The organism is Kitasatospora sp. NBC_01300 (genome assembly GCF_041435235.1).
GTDB lineage: Bacteria > Actinomycetota > Actinomycetes > Streptomycetales > Streptomycetaceae > Kitasatospora.
The window spans coordinates 5,015,350-5,034,827 of the sequence record NZ_CP108408.1 but is presented as its reverse complement, the minus strand read 5'-3'; the positions used below and the strand labels follow the sequence as shown (position 1 = coordinate 5,034,827).

General features: G+C 71.3%; 20 protein-coding genes and 1 tRNA gene. 7 read left to right on the top strand and 14 right to left on the bottom strand.

Going from position 1 to position 19,478, the window contains the following annotated elements; translation table 11 throughout:
* Positions 1 to 32: 32 nt before the first annotated feature.
* Positions 33 to 2,504: a chitinase C-terminal domain-containing protein gene (locus tag OG556_RS22430; RefSeq protein WP_371518709.1), complete on the bottom strand. Its 2,472-nt coding sequence runs from the start codon at positions 2,502 to 2,504 to the stop codon at positions 33 to 35.
* Between the two features lie 265 nt (positions 2,505 to 2,769).
* Between OG556_RS22430 and OG556_RS22425 the strand changes: the two genes are divergently transcribed.
* Together OG556_RS22425 and OG556_RS22420 are read left to right on the top strand one after the other, a co-directional pair.
* On the top strand, positions 2,770 to 3,597 hold the full coding sequence (locus OG556_RS22425; protein ID WP_371518708.1) for an HNH endonuclease: 828 nt from the start codon (positions 2,770 to 2,772) through the stop codon (positions 3,595 to 3,597).
* A 65-nt stretch (positions 3,598 to 3,662) separates the two neighbouring features.
* Positions 3,663 to 3,747, top strand: a tRNA-Leu gene (locus tag OG556_RS22420).
* Positions 3,748 to 3,807: 60 nt separating this feature from the next.
* Here the strand turns inward: OG556_RS22420 and rdgB are convergent.
* From rdgB to OG556_RS22400, 4 genes are all read right to left on the bottom strand, one after another.
* Positions 3,808 to 4,413, bottom strand: a complete 606-nt coding sequence (rdgB, locus tag OG556_RS22415) for an RdgB/HAM1 family non-canonical purine NTP pyrophosphatase (protein ID WP_350881208.1) — start codon at positions 4,411 to 4,413, stop codon at positions 3,808 to 3,810.
* Positions 4,414 to 4,444: 31 nt separating this feature from the next.
* On the bottom strand, positions 4,445 to 4,834 hold the full coding sequence (locus OG556_RS22410; protein WP_371518706.1) for a hypothetical protein: 390 nt from the start codon (positions 4,832 to 4,834) through the stop codon (positions 4,445 to 4,447).
* Positions 4,835 to 5,006: 172 nt separating this feature from the next.
* On the bottom strand, positions 5,007 to 5,732 hold the full coding sequence (rph, locus tag OG556_RS22405) for a ribonuclease PH (protein ID WP_350881205.1): 726 nt from the start codon (positions 5,730 to 5,732) through the stop codon (positions 5,007 to 5,009).
* A 171-nt stretch (positions 5,733 to 5,903) separates the two neighbouring features.
* Entirely contained in the window at positions 5,904 to 6,137 is a 234-nt protein-coding gene (locus OG556_RS22400; protein WP_063349220.1) for a glucose PTS transporter subunit EIIB, read from the bottom strand.
* A gap of 400 nt (positions 6,138 to 6,537) precedes the next feature.
* Here OG556_RS22400 and OG556_RS22395 point away from each other — a divergent pair, with 400 nt between their 5' ends.
* The 4 genes from OG556_RS22395 to OG556_RS22380 all read left to right on the top strand — a co-directional run bounded on the left by OG556_RS22395 (position 6,538) and on the right by OG556_RS22380 (position 12,698).
* Entirely contained in the window at positions 6,538 to 7,839 is a 1,302-nt protein-coding gene (locus OG556_RS22395; RefSeq protein ID WP_371518704.1) for a PTS transporter subunit EIIC, read from the top strand.
* Between the two features lie 817 nt (positions 7,840 to 8,656).
* Positions 8,657 to 9,928: a PTS transporter subunit EIIC gene (locus OG556_RS22390; protein ID WP_371518701.1), complete on the top strand. Its 1,272-nt coding sequence runs from the start codon at positions 8,657 to 8,659 to the stop codon at positions 9,926 to 9,928.
* Positions 9,929 to 10,350: 422 nt separating this feature from the next.
* A complete protein-coding gene (locus OG556_RS22385) occupies positions 10,351 to 11,415 on the top strand; it encodes an LLM class flavin-dependent oxidoreductase (protein WP_371518699.1) in 1,065 nt (354 codons plus the stop codon).
* Positions 11,412 to 12,698 (top strand): LLM class flavin-dependent oxidoreductase, encoded by a 1,287-nt coding sequence (locus OG556_RS22380; protein ID WP_371518697.1) that lies wholly within the window; start codon positions 11,412 to 11,414, stop codon positions 12,696 to 12,698. The genes OG556_RS22385 and OG556_RS22380 overlap by 4 nt, the downstream gene beginning before the upstream one ends.
* An 18-nt stretch (positions 12,699 to 12,716) precedes the next feature.
* On the opposite strand, the gene OG556_RS22375 is transcribed toward OG556_RS22380, so the two are convergent.
* Positions 12,717 to 13,463, bottom strand: coding sequence for an MBL fold metallo-hydrolase (locus OG556_RS22375; protein ID WP_350881195.1), 747 nt, complete (start codon positions 13,461 to 13,463; stop codon positions 12,717 to 12,719).
* A gap of 199 nt (positions 13,464 to 13,662) precedes the next feature.
* Positions 13,663 to 13,854, bottom strand: a complete 192-nt coding sequence (locus OG556_RS22370; RefSeq protein WP_371518695.1) for a MarR family transcriptional regulator — start codon at positions 13,852 to 13,854, stop codon at positions 13,663 to 13,665.
* A gap of 186 nt (positions 13,855 to 14,040) precedes the next feature.
* Between OG556_RS22370 and OG556_RS22365 the strand changes: the two genes are divergently transcribed.
* Complete coding sequence (locus OG556_RS22365) at positions 14,041 to 14,511, top strand: type II toxin-antitoxin system PemK/MazF family toxin (protein WP_371518694.1); 471 nt, start codon at positions 14,041 to 14,043, stop codon at positions 14,509 to 14,511.
* A 42-nt stretch (positions 14,512 to 14,553) separates the two neighbouring features.
* Here OG556_RS22365 and OG556_RS22360 read toward each other — a convergent pair whose 3' ends face one another.
* The 7 genes from OG556_RS22360 to clpS form a co-directional block, all read right to left on the bottom strand.
* Complete coding sequence (locus OG556_RS22360; protein ID WP_350881189.1) at positions 14,554 to 15,522, bottom strand: cysteine synthase; 969 nt, start codon at positions 15,520 to 15,522, stop codon at positions 14,554 to 14,556.
* An 81-nt stretch (positions 15,523 to 15,603) separates the two neighbouring features.
* The gene (locus OG556_RS22355; RefSeq protein WP_196952340.1) at positions 15,604 to 15,882 is read right to left on the bottom strand and encodes a MoaD/ThiS family protein; all 279 of its coding nucleotides are present in this window, start codon (positions 15,880 to 15,882) and stop codon (positions 15,604 to 15,606) included.
* A 115-nt stretch (positions 15,883 to 15,997) separates the two neighbouring features.
* Positions 15,998 to 16,117 carry a putative leader peptide gene (locus OG556_RS22350; protein ID WP_347878546.1) on the bottom strand — a complete coding sequence of 40 codons (120 nt, stop codon included), beginning with the start codon at positions 16,115 to 16,117 and terminating at the stop codon, positions 15,998 to 16,000.
* Between the two features lie 139 nt (positions 16,118 to 16,256).
* Entirely contained in the window at positions 16,257 to 16,688 is a 432-nt protein-coding gene (locus OG556_RS22345; RefSeq protein ID WP_371518693.1) for a Mov34/MPN/PAD-1 family protein, read from the bottom strand.
* A 100-nt stretch (positions 16,689 to 16,788) separates the two neighbouring features.
* Complete coding sequence (locus OG556_RS22340) at positions 16,789 to 18,231, bottom strand: amino acid permease (protein ID WP_371518691.1); 1,443 nt, start codon at positions 18,229 to 18,231, stop codon at positions 16,789 to 16,791.
* Between the two features lie 187 nt (positions 18,232 to 18,418).
* A complete protein-coding gene (locus OG556_RS22335) occupies positions 18,419 to 18,991 on the bottom strand; it encodes a DUF2017 domain-containing protein (protein WP_371518689.1) in 573 nt (190 codons plus the stop codon).
* Between the two features lie 168 nt (positions 18,992 to 19,159).
* Entirely contained in the window at positions 19,160 to 19,453 is a 294-nt protein-coding gene (clpS, locus tag OG556_RS22330) for an ATP-dependent Clp protease adapter ClpS (RefSeq protein WP_063351371.1), read from the bottom strand.
* Between the last annotated feature and the right edge of the window lie 25 nt (positions 19,454 to 19,478).

The following is a 19,478-nucleotide window of genomic DNA, read 5'->3' as shown; positions in this document are numbered from 1 at the left end:
ACCGCCACCGCGTCTCTCACCTCAGGGCGCCGTCAGCAGGCCCCGAGGTCGCTCCAGACGCCCCACGAGCCGCTGGCCGTGGGGTCGTCGCCCTTGGTCCACCACTTGTTCTGGTAGTAGTGGCCCTTCCACGACACCTTGGTGGTGGCCGCGTAGGTGGTGCCCGCGTCCCAGCTCGGGGCGGCCGTGCAGGCCCCCGTCGTCGGGGTGGCGGTCGCGGTGGCCGTCGCGGTCGGCGAGGCCGTCGCGGTCGGCGAAGCGGTGGCGGTCGGCGAAGCCGTGGCGGTCGCGGTAGGCGTCGGGGTCGGGGTCGGGGTCGGCGTGCCGCCGTCCACCGTGCCCCGGGTCAGGTCGCCCTTGAGCCCGTACAGCGTGCCGTTCACGTTGACCGTCCAGTTCGACGGGGTCGAGACCGGCAGGTAGTAGACGAAGTCCAGGTCCACCGAGGCGCCCGGCGCCAGCGACTGCCAGCCCGGCAGCTTGACCGACACCCGGTTGTAGGTGCCCTTCAGGCCGCCCACGTTGCCCTGGCCGGGGTTGTCCTGCCGGATGACCTGGAGGCCGAAGCCGGACTGGTCCTTGGCGTTGCCCGGAGCCGAGTTGCTGTAGTCGAACTGGAACTCGGTGCCGCCCGGCAGGGTCGTCGTCGAGTTGTTGACGATGTGGATCTTCGGGTTGATCGGGTAGTTCGAGTCACCCAGCGCGAAGTTGGTGAACGACACGTCGATCGGCAGGGTCTGCTGCGGCAGCGGGACCGTCGAACGGGTCGCGCCGTACGGCGTGGCCGCCTTGAACTTGTCGTACATCAGCGAGGTCAGCGTCGAACCCGGCACGTACTCGCCCTTGCCGCCGTTGGCGCTCGCGTCCCACTTGTAGTCGCCCGCGAGCTCCCAGATCATCGCGCCGCCGGCGCCCTGGTTGACGATGTAGTCCGCCTTGGCACCCACCGACTGCTCGTCCTCGGTGGAGAGGAACACCTTCTTGGCGTCGTTCCACAGCCACGGCGCCACCAGGCTGCTGCTGTAGTTGCGGGCGTAGGTGCCCTGCAGCGCGGTGTCCTTCACGCCGTACTTGGCCAGGTAGTCGGGCAGGATGCCCTTCTCCAGGTTCTTCGCGTGCCACATCGGGTTCGACCCGGCCGGGGACTCCTTGCCCGCGTCGTCCTTGTCGTTCCAGATGTTGTCGATGCCGACCGCGCCGTCACCGCAGGAGGTCAGGCCGGAGCCGACCGGGCAGGTGGTCGCCGCCGCGGTGCCCCACAGGCCGTTGGTGCCGCCCGTGACGTTCTTGAAGCCCCTGGTGTAGTACGGCAGGCCGACGTTGATCCGGCCGCCCGGCATCGCACCGCGGAAGTAGTGGTACGACCAGTCGGCGTTCAGGTAGCCGATGCCGCCGTACTGGCCGGTGCCGTACACGTTGGCCGCCGCCAGCTCGCCGTCCTTGCCGTCGTCGAACAGCGAGGCGTTCGGGCCGACGTACTTGTTCCAGGCGCCGTGCAGGTCGTACGACATGATGTTGACGTAGTCCAGGTACTGCGCCACCTGGAAGGTCTCCATGCCGCGCAGCAGGTAGCCGGACGACGGGGCCGCGACCGACAGCAGGTAGTGCCTGCCGTCGGCGGCGCCGGCCCGGTCCAGGTTCTCGCGCAGCGTCTTCATCAGCGCCGCGTAGCCCTTCGCCAGCGAGCCGCGCTTGGAGTTGGCGAGCTGCCAGTCCAGCGGGTTGCCGGCGTCCTTCATCGAGGTCGGGTACTCGTAGTCGACGTCGACGCCGTTGAAACCGTACTTGCGGATGAAGTCGACGGACGAGGCGGCGAAGGTGTCGATGCCGGCCTGGTTGACGCTGCCGTCCGGGTTGACGGTCATCGAGTAGAAGCCGCCGGAGTTGACGCGCTTGCCGTCGTCCCCGAAGTAGCCGCCGGTCTCGGTCCAACCGCCCACCGAGATCAGGGTCTTGACGTTCGGGTACTGCTTCTTGAACTTCGTCAGCAGGTTGAAGTGGCCCTTGTAGGGCAGCGTCGGGTCCAACTCGGCGCCGGGCACGCCCGGGAAGGAGATCCCGGTGGCCTCGTTGGTCGGGCCGTCGGTGCCGACGGAGAGCTTGTTGTCACCACCGACGTGGCCGAACGCGTAGTTGAGGTGGGTGACCTTGTCCCAGGGGATGTCGTTCACCAGGTAGGGCTGGTCGCCGTTCTTGCCGGTGCGCCAACCGGTGAAGTAGCCGATGATGCGGCGCTGGTGGTCCGCGCCCATCTTCTCGCGGCCGCCGGTGTCGTAGACCGAGCAGTACGGGACGTCCACCCCGGCCGTCTGGTACAGGCCGTCGGGGCGACAGGCCCCGTTGTCGACGGTCGCGGACGCCTGCGAGGGCACCGCGCCCAGGGTCGACAGCAGCAGACCGGCCAGACCGGCCGCCGCCAGCGAGACCGCACCAGCCCGGGCAGCCGGGCTCTTGCGGCGGAGTGCAGCGGTGGGACGCCGCTCCGCCGTGTTTCGGATCAACACTCGGTCCTCCGGGAGAGAGTGTCGGCGCGTGCCTGTGGGGGAGCACGCACGTGGGGGATTGCAATTGGCGCCGAAGCTATGTGGTCTGAACCACATAGGTCAATAGGTCTGTACCAATTGGTAATCAAACCCTCAACCCCGCCGGTCACCCCACCGACGACAACAAGTCACCCCCTGGCCGAAACCCCGCCACCCGTAACCAAATCCCCCATCGATCGTTCGCACACCGGGGGACGGGCGAACCACTGCCCGAAGGGGAACAACCATGCCGGTCAAGTACACCCGCGAACTGCTCGCCTCACTCGCGGCCGAGTCCAGCAGCGTCAACGACATGATGCGAAAGCTCGGCGTGCCGATGGCGGGCGGCACGCACAGCTACCTGAGCCGGCGGCTCCGGCACTACGGCATCGACACCTCGCACTTCGCCCAGGAGGGATGCCGCGCCTACAGGCAGCGCCAGTACTCGAAGGAGGTGCTGGCCGAGGTCGCTGCTGCCGCAACCACGCTCGACGAGATGCTGATCGCACTCGACCGCGAACCCAACCAGTACAACCGCTCCTACCTGCGACGGAGGGCCAAGGCGTACGGCATCGACACGTCACACTTCCCGTCGCCTGGAACCGTCTACACCCGGGAACTCCTCCAGGAGGCCGTCGTGGCCTCGCACAGCGTGGCCGGGGTCGTGCGCTACCTCGACCAGCGTCAGGCCGGTGGCACCCAGGCCCACATCGGGCGCCGCATCAAGGCACTCGGCATCGACACCTCACACTTCACCGGGCAGGCCCACGGCCGCGGCAAGCATGCGCCCACCAGAATCCCCGCCGGACAACTCCTCGTTCAGCGCCCCTGGGGGGCCAAGCGGCTACCCGGCTCGCGAATCCGTAGCGCGCTGAACGAACTCGGCAGGCCGCAAGAGTGCGAGGGCTGCAGCACCGGCCCCGAGTGGCGCGGGCACCCGATGACGCTGGAGGTGGACCACATCAATGGGGACTGGTCGGACAACCGGCCGGACAACCTGCGGCTGCTCTGCCCGAACTGCCACGCCATCACTCCGACCTACTGCAAACGGAAGTCGAGGAAGCACACTGCCTAGCGGCTTGGCCGAAGGAAGGTGTCGGCCAATTCGCGGGCCCAGTAACATGATGGTCAGCAGGACAGGCGGCCGTGGCGCAGAGGCGACGCAGACGGTTTAGGTCCGTTGGCCCGCGAGGGCTTGAGGGTTCGAATCCCTTCGGCCGCACCAGGATGACCTTCAAATCGAAGGGCTCGACCGGAATGATTCCGGTCGAGCCCTTCGATTTTCTCAGCCCAGGAGGTCCTTGACGACCGGGGCGAGGCCGCGGAAGGCCAGGCCGCGGTGGCTGATGGCGTTCTTCTCGGCGGGGGTGAGTTCGGCGCAGGTGCGGGTCTCGCCGAGGGGCTGGAGGATCGGGTCGTAGCCGAAGCCGCCGTCGCCGGAGGGGGCGGTGCGCAGGGTGCCGAGGAGGCGGCCCTCGACGACGCGCTCGGTGCCGTCGGGGAGGGCGAGGGCGGCGGCGCAGAAGAAGTGGGCGCCGCGGTGCGGGTCGGAGATGTCGGAGAGCTGGGCGAGCAGCAGGTCGAGGTTGGCGCGGTCGTCGCCGTGCTTGCCGGCCCAGCGGGCGGAGAAGATGCCGGGGGCGCCGTTCAGGACGTCGACGCAGAGGCCGGAGTCGTCGGCGACGGCGGGCAGGCCGGTGGCGCGGGCGAGGGCGTGGGCCTTGAGGAGCGCGTTCTCGGCGAAGGTGACGCCGGTCTCCGGGACGTCCGGGATCTCGGGGTAGGCGTCGGCGCCGACGAGTTCGACGTCCAGGCCGGCCTCGCCGAGGATGGCGCGGAGTTCGGCGACCTTGTGCTGGTTACGGGTGGCGAGGATCAATCGGGTGGACATATCGCCCACCCTATCGGCAGCCGTCCCGACGTCAGCCGGTGCAGACCGAGGTGAGGTTGCCGGCCGCGTCGCCGAGCGGCTTGAGGTCGGGGACCTCCTTCTTGTCGACGGCCTGCTGGACCTTGTCGGCCTGCTTCTGCAGGTCGGCGACGGCCTTGGCGACGTCGGTGTTCCTGGAGTTCTTGCCGACCTGGTTGAGGTCGGTCCTGAGCTTGTCCAGCGCCTTCCCGGCGGCCGCCGAGTCGTTGCTCGCGTTGCCGTAGGCACTGGTGACGTCGGCGAGGTCGCCGGTGATCCTGACCGCCGTGTTGCCGCAGTCGATCGCCTTCTGGGCTGCGGAGCAACTGACCATGCTGAGCGGGAGGATGGCGATCAGGCCGGCCACGGCGAGGGCGGCGGGGCGGGCGATGCTGGACGGCATCCGGTCCTCCTGTGGGGCGCGCGGGTTCCGTGGGACGGGACGCGCGCCGGGGGGTGCGCGGTTCCCGCAGCAGGGGTGCTGCGGGAACCGTACGGGCTTCGGGCCCGGCGTGTACAGCGGCCCGTACGGCTGCGGGTACATCCGGGTCCACGGCGCCGCGGGCCGAACCGGTTCAGGCCTCCAGGGCCTTGCGCTGGATCTCGTCGAGCTCGGCGCAGCCCAGGGTGCCGAGGTCGAGCAGGCGGTCGAGCAGGGCGCGGTCGAAGGGGGCGCCCTCGGCGGTGCCCTGGACCTCGACGAAGCGGCCGTCGGAGGTGCAGACGATGTTCATGTCGGTCTCGGCGCGGACGTCCTCCTCGTACTGGAGGTCGAGCATCGGGACGCCGTCGATGATGCCGACGCTGACGGCGCTGACGCCGCCGGTGATGGGCTGGCCCTTGGCGCGCAGGAGCTTGCGGTCGCGGGCCCAGGCGACGGCGTCGGCGAGGGCGACGTAGGCGCCGGTGATGGCGGCGGTGCGGGTGCCGCCGTCGGCCTGGAGGACGTCGCAGTCGAGGACGATGGTGTTCTCGGCGAGGGCGCGGTGGTCGACGACGGCGCGCAGCGAGCGGCCGATGAGCCGGCTGATCTCGTGGGTCCGGCCGCCGATGCGCCCCTTGACGGCCTCGCGGTCGCCGCGGGTGTTGGTGGCGCGCGGGAGCATGGAGTACTCGGCGGTGACCCAGCCTTCGCCGCTGCCCTTGCGCCAGCGGGGGACGCCCTCGGTGACGCTGGCGGTGCACAGCACCTTGGTGTCGCCGTAGGAGATGAGGACGGATCCTTCGGCGTGCTTGCTCCAGCCCCGTTCGATGGTGATGGGGCGGAGCTGGTCGGGGGTGCGGCCGTCGATGCGTGACATAGGCACTGAGCGTAGTCGCTCGGAGTGAGTGTTCCGGGTGCGCCTCGGCCCGCCGGGGTGCTGCCGGGCGTCGTCCCCGGGTGCGGCTCGGTGTCGCCCCCGGGTGCGCCTCGGCCCGCCGTTCCCGGGTGGGGCGGCGGGCCGGGGGTGGGGTGAGCCAGGTGGCTCAGCTCACATCATGTCCTCGATGTCAGCGGCGATCGGGTCGGCGTCGGTGCCGATGACGACCTGGATGGCGGTGCCCATCTTGACGACGCCGTGGGCGCCGGCGGCCTTGAGGGCGGCCTCGTTGACCAGGGAGGCGTCCTTGACCTCGGTGCGAAGGCGGGTGATGCAGCCCTCGACCTCTTCGATGTTGTCGATGCCGCCCAGACCGGCGACGATCTTCTCAGCCTTGCTGGCCATCTGATTTCTCCCTCTGTCTCGGCCCGCCGGCCGCTCTGCCGGGTGCCGTCCTGCGCTGTGCTGGGGTGTCCGCCGACCCGGTGGCCGGCGTGGTCGGTACCGGTGCTGACGCGGGTTCAGCCGCGGTCGCGCCGCCGGGCAGCGCGACCAGCATCACCTGCTCCGGTCCGATCTGCCACGTTAGTCCACTTTTGGCCCATTCCGGCGCGCACGGTCCCGACCGTCACCGGAGGATGACGAGCAGCGGGCTCGTGCCCGGAGTGCGGCCTGCGTCCCAAAGTGGTCTACACCAATATATGTGTACTCCGATGAACGCAGAAAGGACCCCGGGTGTTCCGGAGCTCCGCCCGAGGGTCCCGCCGGGGGCCACCGGCCGGCAACTGCTCCCGGAGGGCGAAGGATGAGTTCGGCAGGCGCCACGGCCCCGCAGCGCGTGTGGTGGCACACCTTCTACGGCGGCCTCCAGAAGATGGGCCGCTCCCTCCAGCTCCCGGTGGCGGTGCTCCCCGCGGCCGGCATCCTCAACCGGCTCGGCCAGCCCGACGTCTTCGGCAAGGACGGCCTCGGCTGGACCGACGTCGCCAAGGTCTTCGCCGCCGCCGGCGGCGCCCTGCTGGACTCCTCGTTCGGCCTGCCGATGCTGTTCTGCGTCGGTGTGGCGATCGGCATGGCGAAGAAGGCGGACGGTTCCACCGCGCTGGCCGCCGTGGTGGGCTTCCTCGTCTACTACAAGGTCCTGCACGCGTTCCCGGAGGACTGCAAGAACGGGACGGTCCTGGTCACCGACGCCTGGACCGGCCAGTGCGTGGACTACAGCTCGGCCAAGGCGGCGGCCGCGACGTACCAGAACCCGGGCGTCCTGGGCGGCATCCTGATCGGCCTGATGTCGGCCTGGCTCTGGGTCCGCTTCCACCGCACCAAGCTGGTCGACTGGCTGGGCTTCTTCAACGGCCGCCGCCTGGTGCCGATGATCACCGCGGTGGTGGGCCTGGCCACCGCGTGCGTCGCGCTCTGGGTCTGGCCGCCGATCGGCCGCGGACTCAACGACTTCAGCCAGACCCTGGCCGACCTGGGCGCGGGCGGCGCCGGCATCTTCGGCCTGTTCAACCGCGCGCTGCTGCTGATCGGCATGCACCAGCTGCTGAACACATTCGTCTGGTTCCAGTTCGGCGAGTTCATCAAGCCGGACGGCACCATCGCGCACGGCGACATCCCGCGCTTCCTGGCGGGTGACCCGACGGCCGGCCAGTTCCAGTCCGGATTCTTCCCGATCATGATGTTCGCGCTGCCCGCCGCCGCACTGGCGATCGCGCACTCGGCGAAACCGCACCGCCGCAAGGAGATCTACGGCCTGATGCTCTCGGTCGGCCTGACCTCCTTCGTGACGGGCGTCACCGAACCGCTCGAGTACTCCTTCGCCTACGTCGCCCCGGCCCTGTACGGCGTGCACGCGCTGCTGACCGGCGCCTCGATGGCCGTCACCTGGGGGCTCGGGGTGCACGACGGCTTCAGCTTCTCGGCCGGCCTGATCGACTACGTCATCAACTGGGGGCTGGCCACCAAGCCGTGGCTGATCATCCCGATCGGGCTCTGCTTCGCCGCCGTGTACTACGCGCTCTTCCGGTTCATCATCGTCAAATTCAATCTGAAAACACCCGGGCGGGAGGACGAGAGCGAGGTCGAGGACGTCACCAAGCTCTGAAACCGAGCGTCACCGGGCAGCACCCGCAATGGCCTCCGGACCCGACGGTCCGGAGGCCATCGGCATTTCCGGAAAGGACCAAATACCCGGTCGGTAAAACAATTCCGATATGCGCCCCGGGGATTCCCCGGCGGGCCGTCCGCCGTGCCAGGCGGGGCCGGGGCGGCCCGCACCGCCCGGCCGCCGGGCCGCCGGGCGGGGGTGCCGCGGGGGTGGGGAAAGGCCGCCGCCGCCCGGCGCGGGCGGCGGCCGGCAATCGGCCGCCACCGTTTCCCCGCCGGCCCCGACCGCGCGCCGCGGGGGGTCGGAAAGCCGCGGATTGGCCGAAGCCGGACGGGGTGGGGCCCGGACTCGTCCCGACCGCCGACCGTTCGTGATGTCCGACACCCCGGCGGGCCCCTCCCCCGCCGCCCGCCGCGCCCGACCCGGACCTCGACGGCGGGCATCGGAGCTCCGGGGGCCACCGCCGCCCGGACACCGTCGCGTCCGCCCGTGAACCCCGCCGGCCCGACCCCCGCCCGCGCACCGCCGGGCCCGCGACGGACCCCTGACGAGGCCTCGGCGGGGCCTCCGGACGGGGCCGGGTCTTTTTGTTGCGCAAATAGCCAAAATCCCAATCACGGCGGGTAATCATGATCGTCGTTCCGCAACTAGGTTTCGATTTCATAGCGCTTCCCGGCAGGGGCGCTTTCCGGGGTTCCCCCCCTTCTCCACCCGTGCTACAAAACTGGTCTACACCACACGTGGTGTAGACCAGTTCGCGGTTCGGCCCCCTGTGCCCCTCCCCCGACCGCCATGCCGTTAGGAACCCACCCCCATGAGTCAGTCTGCGCAGGCACCGGCGCCCGCCACGGCTCCGGCTTCACCCAGCCCCGCCAAGAAGTTCGGCCAGGACCTCCTCCAGGGCCTGCAGAAGATCGGCCGCAGCCTCCAGCTGCCGGTCGCCGTCCTCCCGGCCGCGGGCATCCTGGTCCGGCTGGGCCAGCCCGATGTCTTCGGCAAGGACGGGCTCGGCTGGGGGAAGGTCGCCGAGGTCTTCGCCACCGCCGGTGACGCGGTCTTCAAGAACCTGGCGCTGCTGTTCTGCGTCGGTGTCGCGATCGGCTTCGCCAAGAAGGCCGACGGCTCGACCGCGCTGGCCGCCCTGGTCGGCTACCTGGTCTTCAAGAACGTGCTGACCGTCTTCCCGATCGACGGCACCGTCACCGAGGCGCTGCCCGCCGGGAAGCCGCAGGACCCGGGTGTCCTCGGCGGCATCATCGTCGGTCTGCTGAGCGCCACGATCTGGCAGAAGTACCACCGCAAGAAGCTCATCGACTGGCTCGGCTTCTTCAACGGCCGCCGCCTCGTGCCGATCATCATGGCGTTCGTCGGCACCCTGCTCGGCGTCCTCATGGGTCTGGCCTGGGGCCCGATCGGCACCGGCCTGACCCACGCCAGCGACTGGCTGACCGGCCTCGGCGCCGGCGGTGCGGGCATCTACGGTGTCGCCAACCGTGGTCTGATCCCGGTCGGCATGCACCAGTTCCTCAACACCTTCTTCCAGCAGCAGGTCGGCAGCTTCACCGACGCCTCCGGCCACACCTGGACCGGCGACATCCCGCGCTTCTTCCACGGTGACCCGACCGCCGGTCAGTTCATGTCCGGCTTCTTCCCGATCATGATGTTCGGCCTCCCGGCCGCCGCGCTGGCGATCGCCCACACCGCCCGCCCCGGCCGCCGCAAGGCCGTCACCGGCATGATGATCTCCGTCGCGCTGACCAGCTTCGTGACCGGTGTCACCGAGCCGATCGAGTTCTCGTTCATGTTCATCGCGCCGGTGCTGTACCTGATCCACGCCCTGCTCACCGGCCTCTCGATGGCCGTCACCTGGGGCCTCGGGGTGCACGACGGCTTCGGCTTCTCGGCCGGCCTGATCGACTACCTGCTCAACTGGAACCTGGCCACCAAGCCCTGGGTGATCATCCCGATCGGCCTGGTCTTCGCCGCGTTGTACTACCTCCTCTTCCGCTTCGCGATCACCAAGTTCAACCTCAAGACCCCCGGTCGCGAGGACGACGACGAGATCGAGGACGTGACCAAGGCCTGAGGCCCCGCCCGTCCGCACTCCACGACCCCGCCCCGCCGCTGCTCCCCCAGCGGCGGGGCGGGGTCGTTGCGTGTCCCGGCCGTCGTGCGTCCCGCCCCGGGGCGGCGGGAACGGCGGTTGACGAACCGGCGGAGGCACTGGTCAACTGAAGCCGTGAACGCGTCCTGCCCGCTGGTGACCCGCAGCCACATCGACTTCGGTCGCGTGTGGTCCGCGGCGTGTCGCGGCTGAGCCGACCGTTCCCCCCGCCGCCCGGCTGACCTCCCGCCCGGCGCCGTTCCTCCCCTCCCGCCCGCACGGGCCCCGCCCGCCTCCGGGCCGCCACCGCGCACCCGCGCGCGGCCGTACGCACCCGCACGCACCCTGTGCGGGTTCGCCGGCGTCGCCCGCACGCGTCCGCACGAGGAAAGTCAGGCCTCAGCATGCCCCGCCAACTGCACCTCTCCGCCGCCCTGGACAGCCCCGGCCACGTCGACGCCGGGCACTACGCCGCCCTCGCCCGCCTCGCCGAGCGGGCCACCCTCGACTTCGTCACCCTCGACGACTCCTTCACCCCCGAGCCGAGCCGCCCCGACGCCCTCGCCACCCTCGCCCGGATCGCCCCGCTGACCGAGCGGGTCGGACTGGTGCCCACCGTCACCACCACCCACACCGAGCCGTTCCACACCTCGATCTCGGTCAACACCCTGGACTGGGTGAGCCGGGGCCGGGCCGGCTGGCTGGTCGGCGTCTCCGCCACCGAGGCCGAGGCCAGGGCCTTCGGTCGCCGCCCGACCGCCCCCGCGGACGCGCTCTGGGCCGAGGCCGCCGACGCCGTCGAGGTCGCCGCCCGGCTCTGGGACAGCTGGGAGGACGACGCGGAGATCCGCGACACCGCCACCGGGCGGTTCATCGACCGCGACAAGCTGCACTACGTCGACTTCGAGGGCCCGCACTTCTCCGTCCGCGGGCCGTCGATCACCCCGCGCCCACCGCAGGGCCGCCCGGTCGTCGCCGTCCCGGTGGCCGCCGTCGACCTCGCCCCGTACGCCTCCCCCGGCGGTCGCGCCCGGGTCGCGACGGCGATCCGGTACGCCGACGTCGTGCTGCTGGACGCCCCCGACCACACCGCCCGGCTGGCCGCCGCCACCGAACTGCGGCTGCGCGCCGGCGAGCACCTGCGCATCCTCGCCCGGACCGACGCCGCCCTGCCCGACGACGCCGCGGCCGACCGCCTGCTCGCCGACCTCGCCGCGATCGGCACCGGCGTCGACGGCTTCCACCTCGTCCCCGCCGAACCCAAACGGGACCTGGCCGCCCTCGCCGAACGGGTCGTCCCGGTGCTGCGCGCCCAGGGGCTGTTCCGCGCCGGGTACGCGGCCGGCCGCACCCTGCGCGACCACCTCGGCCTGGCCCGCCCGGCCAGCCGCTACGCCACCGACGCCGCCGCCAACGCCACCCCGTCCACCGCCCCGTCCGCTGCCGCTCTCGCCGAGGTGACCCGATGACGGACCGCCCGCTCAAGCAGATCCACCTCGCCGCGCACTTCCCCGGCGTCAACAACACCACGGTGTGGAGCGACCCGGACTCCGGCAGCCACATCGAGTTCGCCTCCTTCCGCCACCTCGCCGAGACCGCCGAGCGCGGGAAGTTCGACTTCTTCTTCCTCGCCGAGGGCCTGCGGCTGCGCGAGAACAAGGGCCGCATCCACGACCTGGACGTGGTCGGCCGCCCCGAGTCGATCACCGTGCTGAACGCGCTGGCCGCCGTCACCACCCGCCTCGGGCTGGCCGGCACCGTCAACGCCACCTTCAACGAACCGTACGAACTGGCCCGCCGCTTCGCCTCGTTGGACCACCTCTCCGGCGGGCGCGCGGCCTGGAACGTGGTCACCTCCTCGGACGCCTTCACCGGGGAGAACTTCCGCCGCGGCGGCTACCTCGACCGCGCCGACCGCTACACCCGGGCCGCTGAATTCGTGCAGCTCGCAAGGGAGTTCTGGGACGGCGGAGCGGAGACCGTCCGACACACCGGCCCGCAGTTCGAGGTCGAGGGCCGGCTCTCGCTGCCCCGCCCGCCGCAGGGCCACCCGGTGGTCATCCAGGCCGGGGACTCCGACGAGGGACGGGAGTTCGCCGCCGCGACGGCAGACGTCGTCTTCAGCCGGCACTCCACCCTCGCCGACGGCCAGGCCTTCCACGCGGACGTCAAGCGCCGGCTCGCCGCGTACGGCCGCAAGCCGGACGAGCTGAAGATCATGCCCGGCGTCACCTTCGCCCTCGGCGACACCGACGCCGAGGCCGCCGAACTCGCCGCCGAGATCCGCCGGGCCCAGGTCGGGCCGCAGACCACGATCGCCTTCCTGGAACAGGTCTGGGGCATCGACCTGTCCGACCACGACCCGGACGGTCCGCTGCCCGCCGTCGACCCCGACCCGGACAGCGCCCTGTCCCAGGGCCGGGTCCGGATCGGCGACCCGCTGGCCGTCGCCGCCCGCTGGCGGGAGCTGGCCGCCGAGAAGAAGCTCACCAGCCGCGAGCTGGTGATCGAGGTGACCGGCCGGCAGTCCTTCATCGGCTCCCCCGCGACGGTCGCCGAGCGGATCGACTTCTTCGTGCAGAACGACGCGGCCGACGGCTTCATCCTCGTCCCCCACCTGACCCCGGGCGGCCTGGACGCGTTCGTCGACCGCGTGGTGCCGCTGCTCCAGGAGCGCGGGGTGTTCCGCACCGACTACAGCGGGACGACCCTGCGCGACCACCTCGGCCTGCCGCTCCCCGGCCGGCGCTGAGACGCCCGGCCCACGCCCTCAGATCCGGTACACCGCGCCCGCCCGGGCGACCTCGACGGGGCCCGGGTAAGCGGCGGCGGCGTCGCGGCGGTTGTGCTCGGCGTCGGTCCACGGGGGGATGTGGGTGAGGACGAGTCGGCGGACGTGGGCGGCGGCGGCGTGCTCGCCGGCCTCCCGGCCGTTGAGGTGGACGGCCTGGTAGGTGTCCCGGCCGTCGATGTAGGCGGCCTCGCAGAGGAAGAGGTCGGCGTCGCGGGCGAGTTCGACGAGTTCGGCGCTCTCGCCGGTGTCGCCGGAGTAGACGAGCGCGCGGCCGTCGTGTTCGAGGCGGAAGGCGAAGGCGTCGACGGGGTGGTTGACCTGGGCGACCTCGATCCGGAACGGGCCGAGGTCGAAGGCCCCGGGGGTGAGGGTGTGGAAGTCGAAGACCTCCTTCATCCCCGGGTTCTCCGGCATGTCGTAGGCGCGGGCGAGCCGTTCGGCGGTGCCGGCCGGGCCGTAGACGGGCATCGGGTCGGGGCAGCCCTCGGCGCGGTAGTTGCGGGCGACCCAGTAGGCGCACAGGTCGACGCAGTGGTCGGCGTGCAGGTGGCTGAGCAGGACGGCGTCGACCTCGTAGATGTCCACGTACTTCTGCAGGGCGCCGAGGGCGCCGTTGCCGAGGTCGAGCACGACGCGGTAGCCGTCGGCCTCGACGAGGTAGCTGGAGCAGGGCGATTCGGCGGACGGGAAGCTCCCCGAGCACCCCACCACGGTCAGTTTCATCCGAGCCCCTCCGCCCCGACACGTCCTGGCTGCTGCTGGAAAACGGCAGGCCGGGCCGGTGGAACCGGCCGGTAGCACTGCTTCGCGTGTCGAGAGTAAGGGCGGAGCGGCACTTTGCCCCCGTCCCCGTGCCGGGCTGTGGCTGGAATCACCAGAACGCCGGGGCGGGGGCGGTGCCGTCCGTTCGGGTGCCGTCGGGTCAGCGGTGGCGTGGGCGGTTGCGGGCCCAGGCCTTGATCGTGTCGGGGTACCAGCGGGGGTGGCCGCTGGCGTCGAGGACGTCCGGGGCGGGCAGCAGCCCGTGCCGCCGGTAGTTGCGGACGCTCTCGGCCTGCACGTTGATGTGGCGGGCGATCTCGGCGTAGGACCACAGCTCGGAGCTTCTCCCCACGAGGCACCTCCGGAGGGGCGGGGCGGGCGTACGTGAGGCAGCCTGTCCGGGCGTTGGCGACTCTTCACCGCACAACGGGCACCGTGGTCATTCCGTGACGAACCGGGAGCGTGGTGCGGACAAATGCCCGGCCGTCTCGGCACTCACGGTGGTGGGGGCCGCCATGCGCCCGGTACGGTTCGCGCCATGAACAGTTCGACCGGGGTCTGGGTGGTCCTGGCGGTGGCGGGCGTCGCGCTGCTGGCCGCCGTCGTGGGGGCGCTGGTCCGGCGCACCCGCCCGGCGCCGCGACCGGCCGGTCCGACGGCTCCGCGCCCGCGCCCGGCGGCCAAGGGCCGTCCGGGGCCGCAGCCGCAGGAGATCTGGTGGGCGGAGGTCCCGTTCGAGGACGGCCCGGGGTCGAAGGACCGCCCGTGCCTGGTGCTGCGGGTGCACGGCCGCACCGCGACCGTCGCGAAGATCACCAGCAAGCACCACGCCGAACGCCCGGGCGTGCTGCCGCTGCCGCCCGCCTCGGTGGGCGACCGGCAGGGCCGCACCAGCTGGCTGGAGACCGACGAGCTGCGCGAGGTGCCGCTGTCGGCCTTCCGCCGCCGGGCCGGCACGGTGGACCGGCAGGTCTGGTCCCGCGCGCAGCAGGCCCTGCAACGCCGCTAGGTCCTCGGTCCCGGAGCCGGCCCTCCAGCACCGCTAGGGCCCTCAGGCCCAGAGCTGGCCCTGCAGCGCCTCGACGGCCGCCTCGGTGGTCTCCGCGGTGTAGATGCCGGTCGACAGGTACTTCCAGCCGCCGTCGGCGACCACGAACACGATGTCGGCACGCTCCCCGGCCGCCGCGGCCTTGCGGCCGACGCCGATCGCGGCGTGCAGGATCGCGCCGGTCGAGACGCCCGCGAAGATGCCCTCCTGCTGGAGGAGTTCACGGGTGCGGCGGACGGCGTCCGCGGAGCCGACCGAGAAGCGGGTGGTGAGCACCGCGGCGTCGTACAGCTCGGGGACGAAGCCCTCGTCGAGGTTGCGCAGCCCGTACACCAGGTCGTCGTAGCGGGGTTCGGCGGCGACGATCCGCACGCCGGGGACCTTCTCGCGCAGGTAGCGGCCGACGCCCATCAGGGTGCCGGTGGTGCCGAGGCCGGCCACGAAGTGGGTGACGGTCGGCAGGTCGGCGAGGATCTCGGGGCCGGTGGTGGCGTAGTGGGCGCCCGCGTTGTCGGGGTTGCCGTACTGGTAGAGCATGACCCAGTCCGGGTGCTCGGCGGCGATCTCCTTGGCGATCCGGACGGCGGTGTTGGAGCCGCCGGCGGCCGGCGAGGGGATGATCTCGGCGCCCCACATGCGGAGCAGTTCGCGCCGTTCCTCGCTGGTGTTCTCGGGCATCACGCAGACCATCCGGTAGCCCTTGAGCTTGGCGGCCATGGCGAGCGAGATGCCGGTGTTGCCGCTGGTGGGTTCCAGGATGGTGCAGCCGGGGGTGAGCCGGCCGTCGGCCTCGGCGCGCTCGATCATGTGCAGCGCCGGGCGGTCCTTGATCGAGCCGGTGGGGTTGCGGTCCTCCAGCTTGGCCCAGAGCGTCACCTGCCCGTCGGTGTTGCCGGGGACGGCCGCGGACAGCCGCGGCAGGCGGACCAGCGGGGTGTTGCCGACGGCTTCGAGCGGGCTGTCGTAACGCAAGGGAGGCCTCCGGCCACGGCGGTGGGGGTGCGGAAGGGCGCCCTCACCGCCCGCCGCGGGGCGGGCGGTGGGGGCGGGAGGTCAGCGGGCTCCGCCGGCCACGGCGGGCAGGATGGTGACGCTGTCGCCGTCGGCGAGGGCGGTGGAGATACCCTCCAGGAAGCGGACGTCCTCGTCGTTCAGGTAGACGTTGACGAAGCGGCGCAGCTCGCCGCCCTCGACCAGGCGGGCGGCGATGCCCGGGTGGCGGGCGTCGAGGTCGGTGAAGAGTTCCCCGAGGTTGCTGCCGGTGCCCTCGACGGCCTTGGCGCCGTCGGTGTAGGTGCGGAGGATGGTCGGGATGCGGACCTCGATGGCCATGGGTGCGCTCCTGTGCGAGTCGTGAGGCGGGTGGGCCGCGGCGGGCGCGGCGGGGAGGGTGGTCCCGGGGCTCGGCGTCGCCGGCAGGCGGTGGGCCCGGGTGGGGCGGGGCGGCTCAGCGCGAACGCGCGGGCGTGCCGGGACAGATCGCACTGGCGAGCCGGCACAGGTCGACGTGCAGGCGCGCCACGAGGCGGGTGCCCGGGGCCTGGTTGCTCACATCGACGGAACGCATGGGCTCATCGTATAGATTCCCCGGCCCGCTCCTCCATGCCCGTCTCGGGATCCGGATGTTCCCGTTTCTCGGGCTGAGACGACACGGGCCCGCCGACCGCTCGCGGGCGGTCGGCGGGCCGCGCCCAGGTGGGTGCTGGTCAGGCCGGGTAGGCCTCGACGACCTGGACGTCTTCCTCTGTGATCTCGCCGTCCACGATGCGGAACGAGCGGAACTGGAACGGGTCGTCCTCGCCGTTGCCGTCGGCGGTGGAGACCAGGACGTAGTGGGCGAACGGCTCGGAGGCGTAGCTCACGTCGGTGCGCGAGGGGTAGGCCTCGGTGGCGGTGTGCGAGTGGTAGACGATCACCGGCTCCTCGTCGCGGTCGTCCATCTCGCGGTAGAGCTTGAACAGGTCGCCCGAGTCGAACTCGTAGAAGGTGGGCGAGCGGGCCGCGTTGAGCATCGGGATGAACCGTTCGGGCCGTCCGCTGCCGGCCGGTCCGGCGACCACGCCGCAGGCCTCGTCCGGGTGGTCGGCGCGGGCGTGGGCCACGATCCGGTCGCGGAGTTCTCGGGTGATGGTCAGCATGCGGTCAGGATAGCCACGCCCCGGCGGGTGTCCGCCGGGGCGTCCGGAGCGCGGTCACCGGGTGTCCGCCACCTGGGCGCGGCGGCCCGGCGCCGGCGGTTCAGCCGCCGTCGCGCACGTGCAGGTGGTCGTGGGCGACGCCGTGGGCGGCCCGCGGGTTGCGGCGCTTGAGCACCTGGTAGCCGATCACCAGCAGGACGGCCCAGCCCGGGAAGACGTACAGCGAGATCCGGTTGACCGAGTCGAACGCGATCAGCACCACGACCAGGGCGAGGAAGGCGAGCGCGGTCCAGCTGGTCCAGGCGCCGCCGGGCGCCTTGAAGGTGGGCGGCGGCAGGTGGCCGGCCCGCCAGGCCTTGCGGTAGCGGATCTGGCAGATCAGGATCATCGCCCAGGTCCACAGGCCGCAGACGGTGGCGACGGAGGTGATGTACTCGAACGCCTTGGCCGGGACGAGGTAGTTGAGCACCACGCCGACGCCCATCAGCAGGCAGGAGAGGGTGATCGCGAAGGCCGGGGTGCGGTGGGAGTTGAGCTTGGTGAGCTGCCCCGGGGCCTGGCCGCGCAGGGCGAGGTCGCGCAGCATCCGGCCGGTGGAGTACATGCCGGAGTTGCAGGAGGAGAGCGCGGCGGTGAGCACCACGAAGTTGATGATGCCGGCCGCGGCCGGGATGCCGATCTTGCCGAAGGCGGCCACGAACGGGCTGACGCCGGGCTGGAACTCGGTCCACGGCACGAGCGAGAGGATGATCACCAGCGCGCCGATGTAGAACAGCATGATGCGCCAGGGCAGGGTGTTGATGGCGCGCGGCAGGGTCTTCTCGGGGTTCTCGCTCTCCCCGGCGGTGACGCCGACGAGTTCGACGCCCAGGTAGGCGAACATGACGATCTGCAGCGTCATCACGGTGGCGCCGATGCCCTTGGGGAAGAAGCCGCCGTCCTGCCACAGGTGGGTGATCGACGCGGTGTCACCGGCCTTGCTGAAGCCGAGGGTGAGCACCCCGATGCCGATCAGGATCATGCCGATGATGGCGGTGACCTTGACCATCGAGAACCAGAACTCGATCTCGCCGAACAGCTTCACCGAGATCAGGTTGGCCGCGTAGAGGATCACCAGGAAGGTCAGCGCACTGGCCCACTGCGGGATGTCGGGCGCCCAGAACCTCACGTACACGGCGGCGGCGGTGGTCTCCGCCATGCCGGTGACCACCCAGAACAGCCAGTACGTCCAGCCGGTCACGTAGCCGGCGAAGGGGCCGAGGAACTCGCGTGCGTACTCGGCGAAGCTGCCGGAGACCGGGCGGTAGGTGAGGAGTTCGCCGAGGGCGCGCATGATCACGAAGATCGCCACGCCGGCGACGGCGTAGGAGAGGATCAGGCTCGGGCCGGACCGGGAGATCGCGGTGCCCGCGCCGAGGAACAGGCCGGTGCCGATGGCACCGCCGATCGCGATCATCTGGATCTGGCGGCTTCCCAGCCCCCGGTGATAGCCCTCCTCGTCCGGTTTCGCGTCGACCACGTCGTCGTACAGCTGCTCGGCCATGGTGCACCGTCCTGGGTGGGTCTCGTGGGGTGGAGAAGTCGTACCACGCAGGGTTCGGATAGCGGTGTTCATCTGAGCGTTATTTGAGCATGACCTGCTAGGGTTTGCCCGATTTACACAGAAATGCCCCGGCCATCCGTCCACATATTGGACGAATCGACCGGGGCTTGCCCGGAAGCGGGCAGGATCAGTCCGCAATCGCCTCCAGGAGCGTCTCCTGGAGCGCTCCCAGCCAGACGTACGCCATCACCAGCGGCTTGCGGTCGTCCTCGTCCGGCAGCTCGTAGAGCTCCTCGTCGTCCTCGCTGACCTCCAGCTGGACGCCCAGGGTCAGCCGCAGGTCGTTGAGCGCACCCAGCCAGCGCAGGCCGTCGGCGGGGTCCAGCTTGACCACCCCGCCCTCGCCGCCGAGCCGGTCGAGCATCCGGACGACGTGCAGGGCGTCCTCGCGCTTGCGGGTCCGCAGGTCCACCTCGGTGTAGCGGCGGAACTCGCCCGAGGCGGCCCGGCTCTCCTGGTCCTGCGGCCCGGCCGGGTCGCCGTAGGCGTCCGGGAAGAGCCGGGCGAGCATCGGGTTGGCCGGCGCCTCGGTCGGGCCCTCGGCGAACAGCGCGGCCAGCGGATCGCCGCCGTCCCCGCCCGGGCCGGGCCCGATCAGCTGCAGGATCCCCACCTCAAGGGAGCGCAGGATGGAGGCCTCCACCTCGTCCAGCGCGATCGCCGCGCTCCCGCCGCCGGCACTCTCGAACAACCCAGCCATGTCTATCGGTCAGCCCGTCTTCGTCGTCTCGGGTGGGGTACCGGCTCCGCGGCCGGTCGCGGCCGCGGTCCGCACTGCGCCGGTCACACCGCGCCGGTCGCACTGCGGTCAGTCCTGCCGCGGCCGGTCGTGCCGCGGCCCGTCCTGCTGCGGTCGGTCGTGCCGCGGTCAGTCGTGTTGCAGCGTCGCCCAGAGGCCGTAGCCGTGCATCGCCTGGACGTCGCGCTCCATCTCCTCGCGGGAGCCGCTGGAGACCACCGTCCGGCCCTTGGTGTGCACCTCCATCATCAGCTTCCTGGCCTTGTCCTTCGGGTAGCCGAAGTAGGCCTGGAAGACGTACTGGACGTAGCTCATCAGGTTCACCGGGTCGTTGTGCACGATGGTCACCCAGGGCGTGTCCGGCTCCACCACCGGTAGTCCTTCGACCTCCGGGCGCTCGATCTCCACGGGCGCGACACTCACCGCCGGGTCCTCCTCGCTGCGCAGT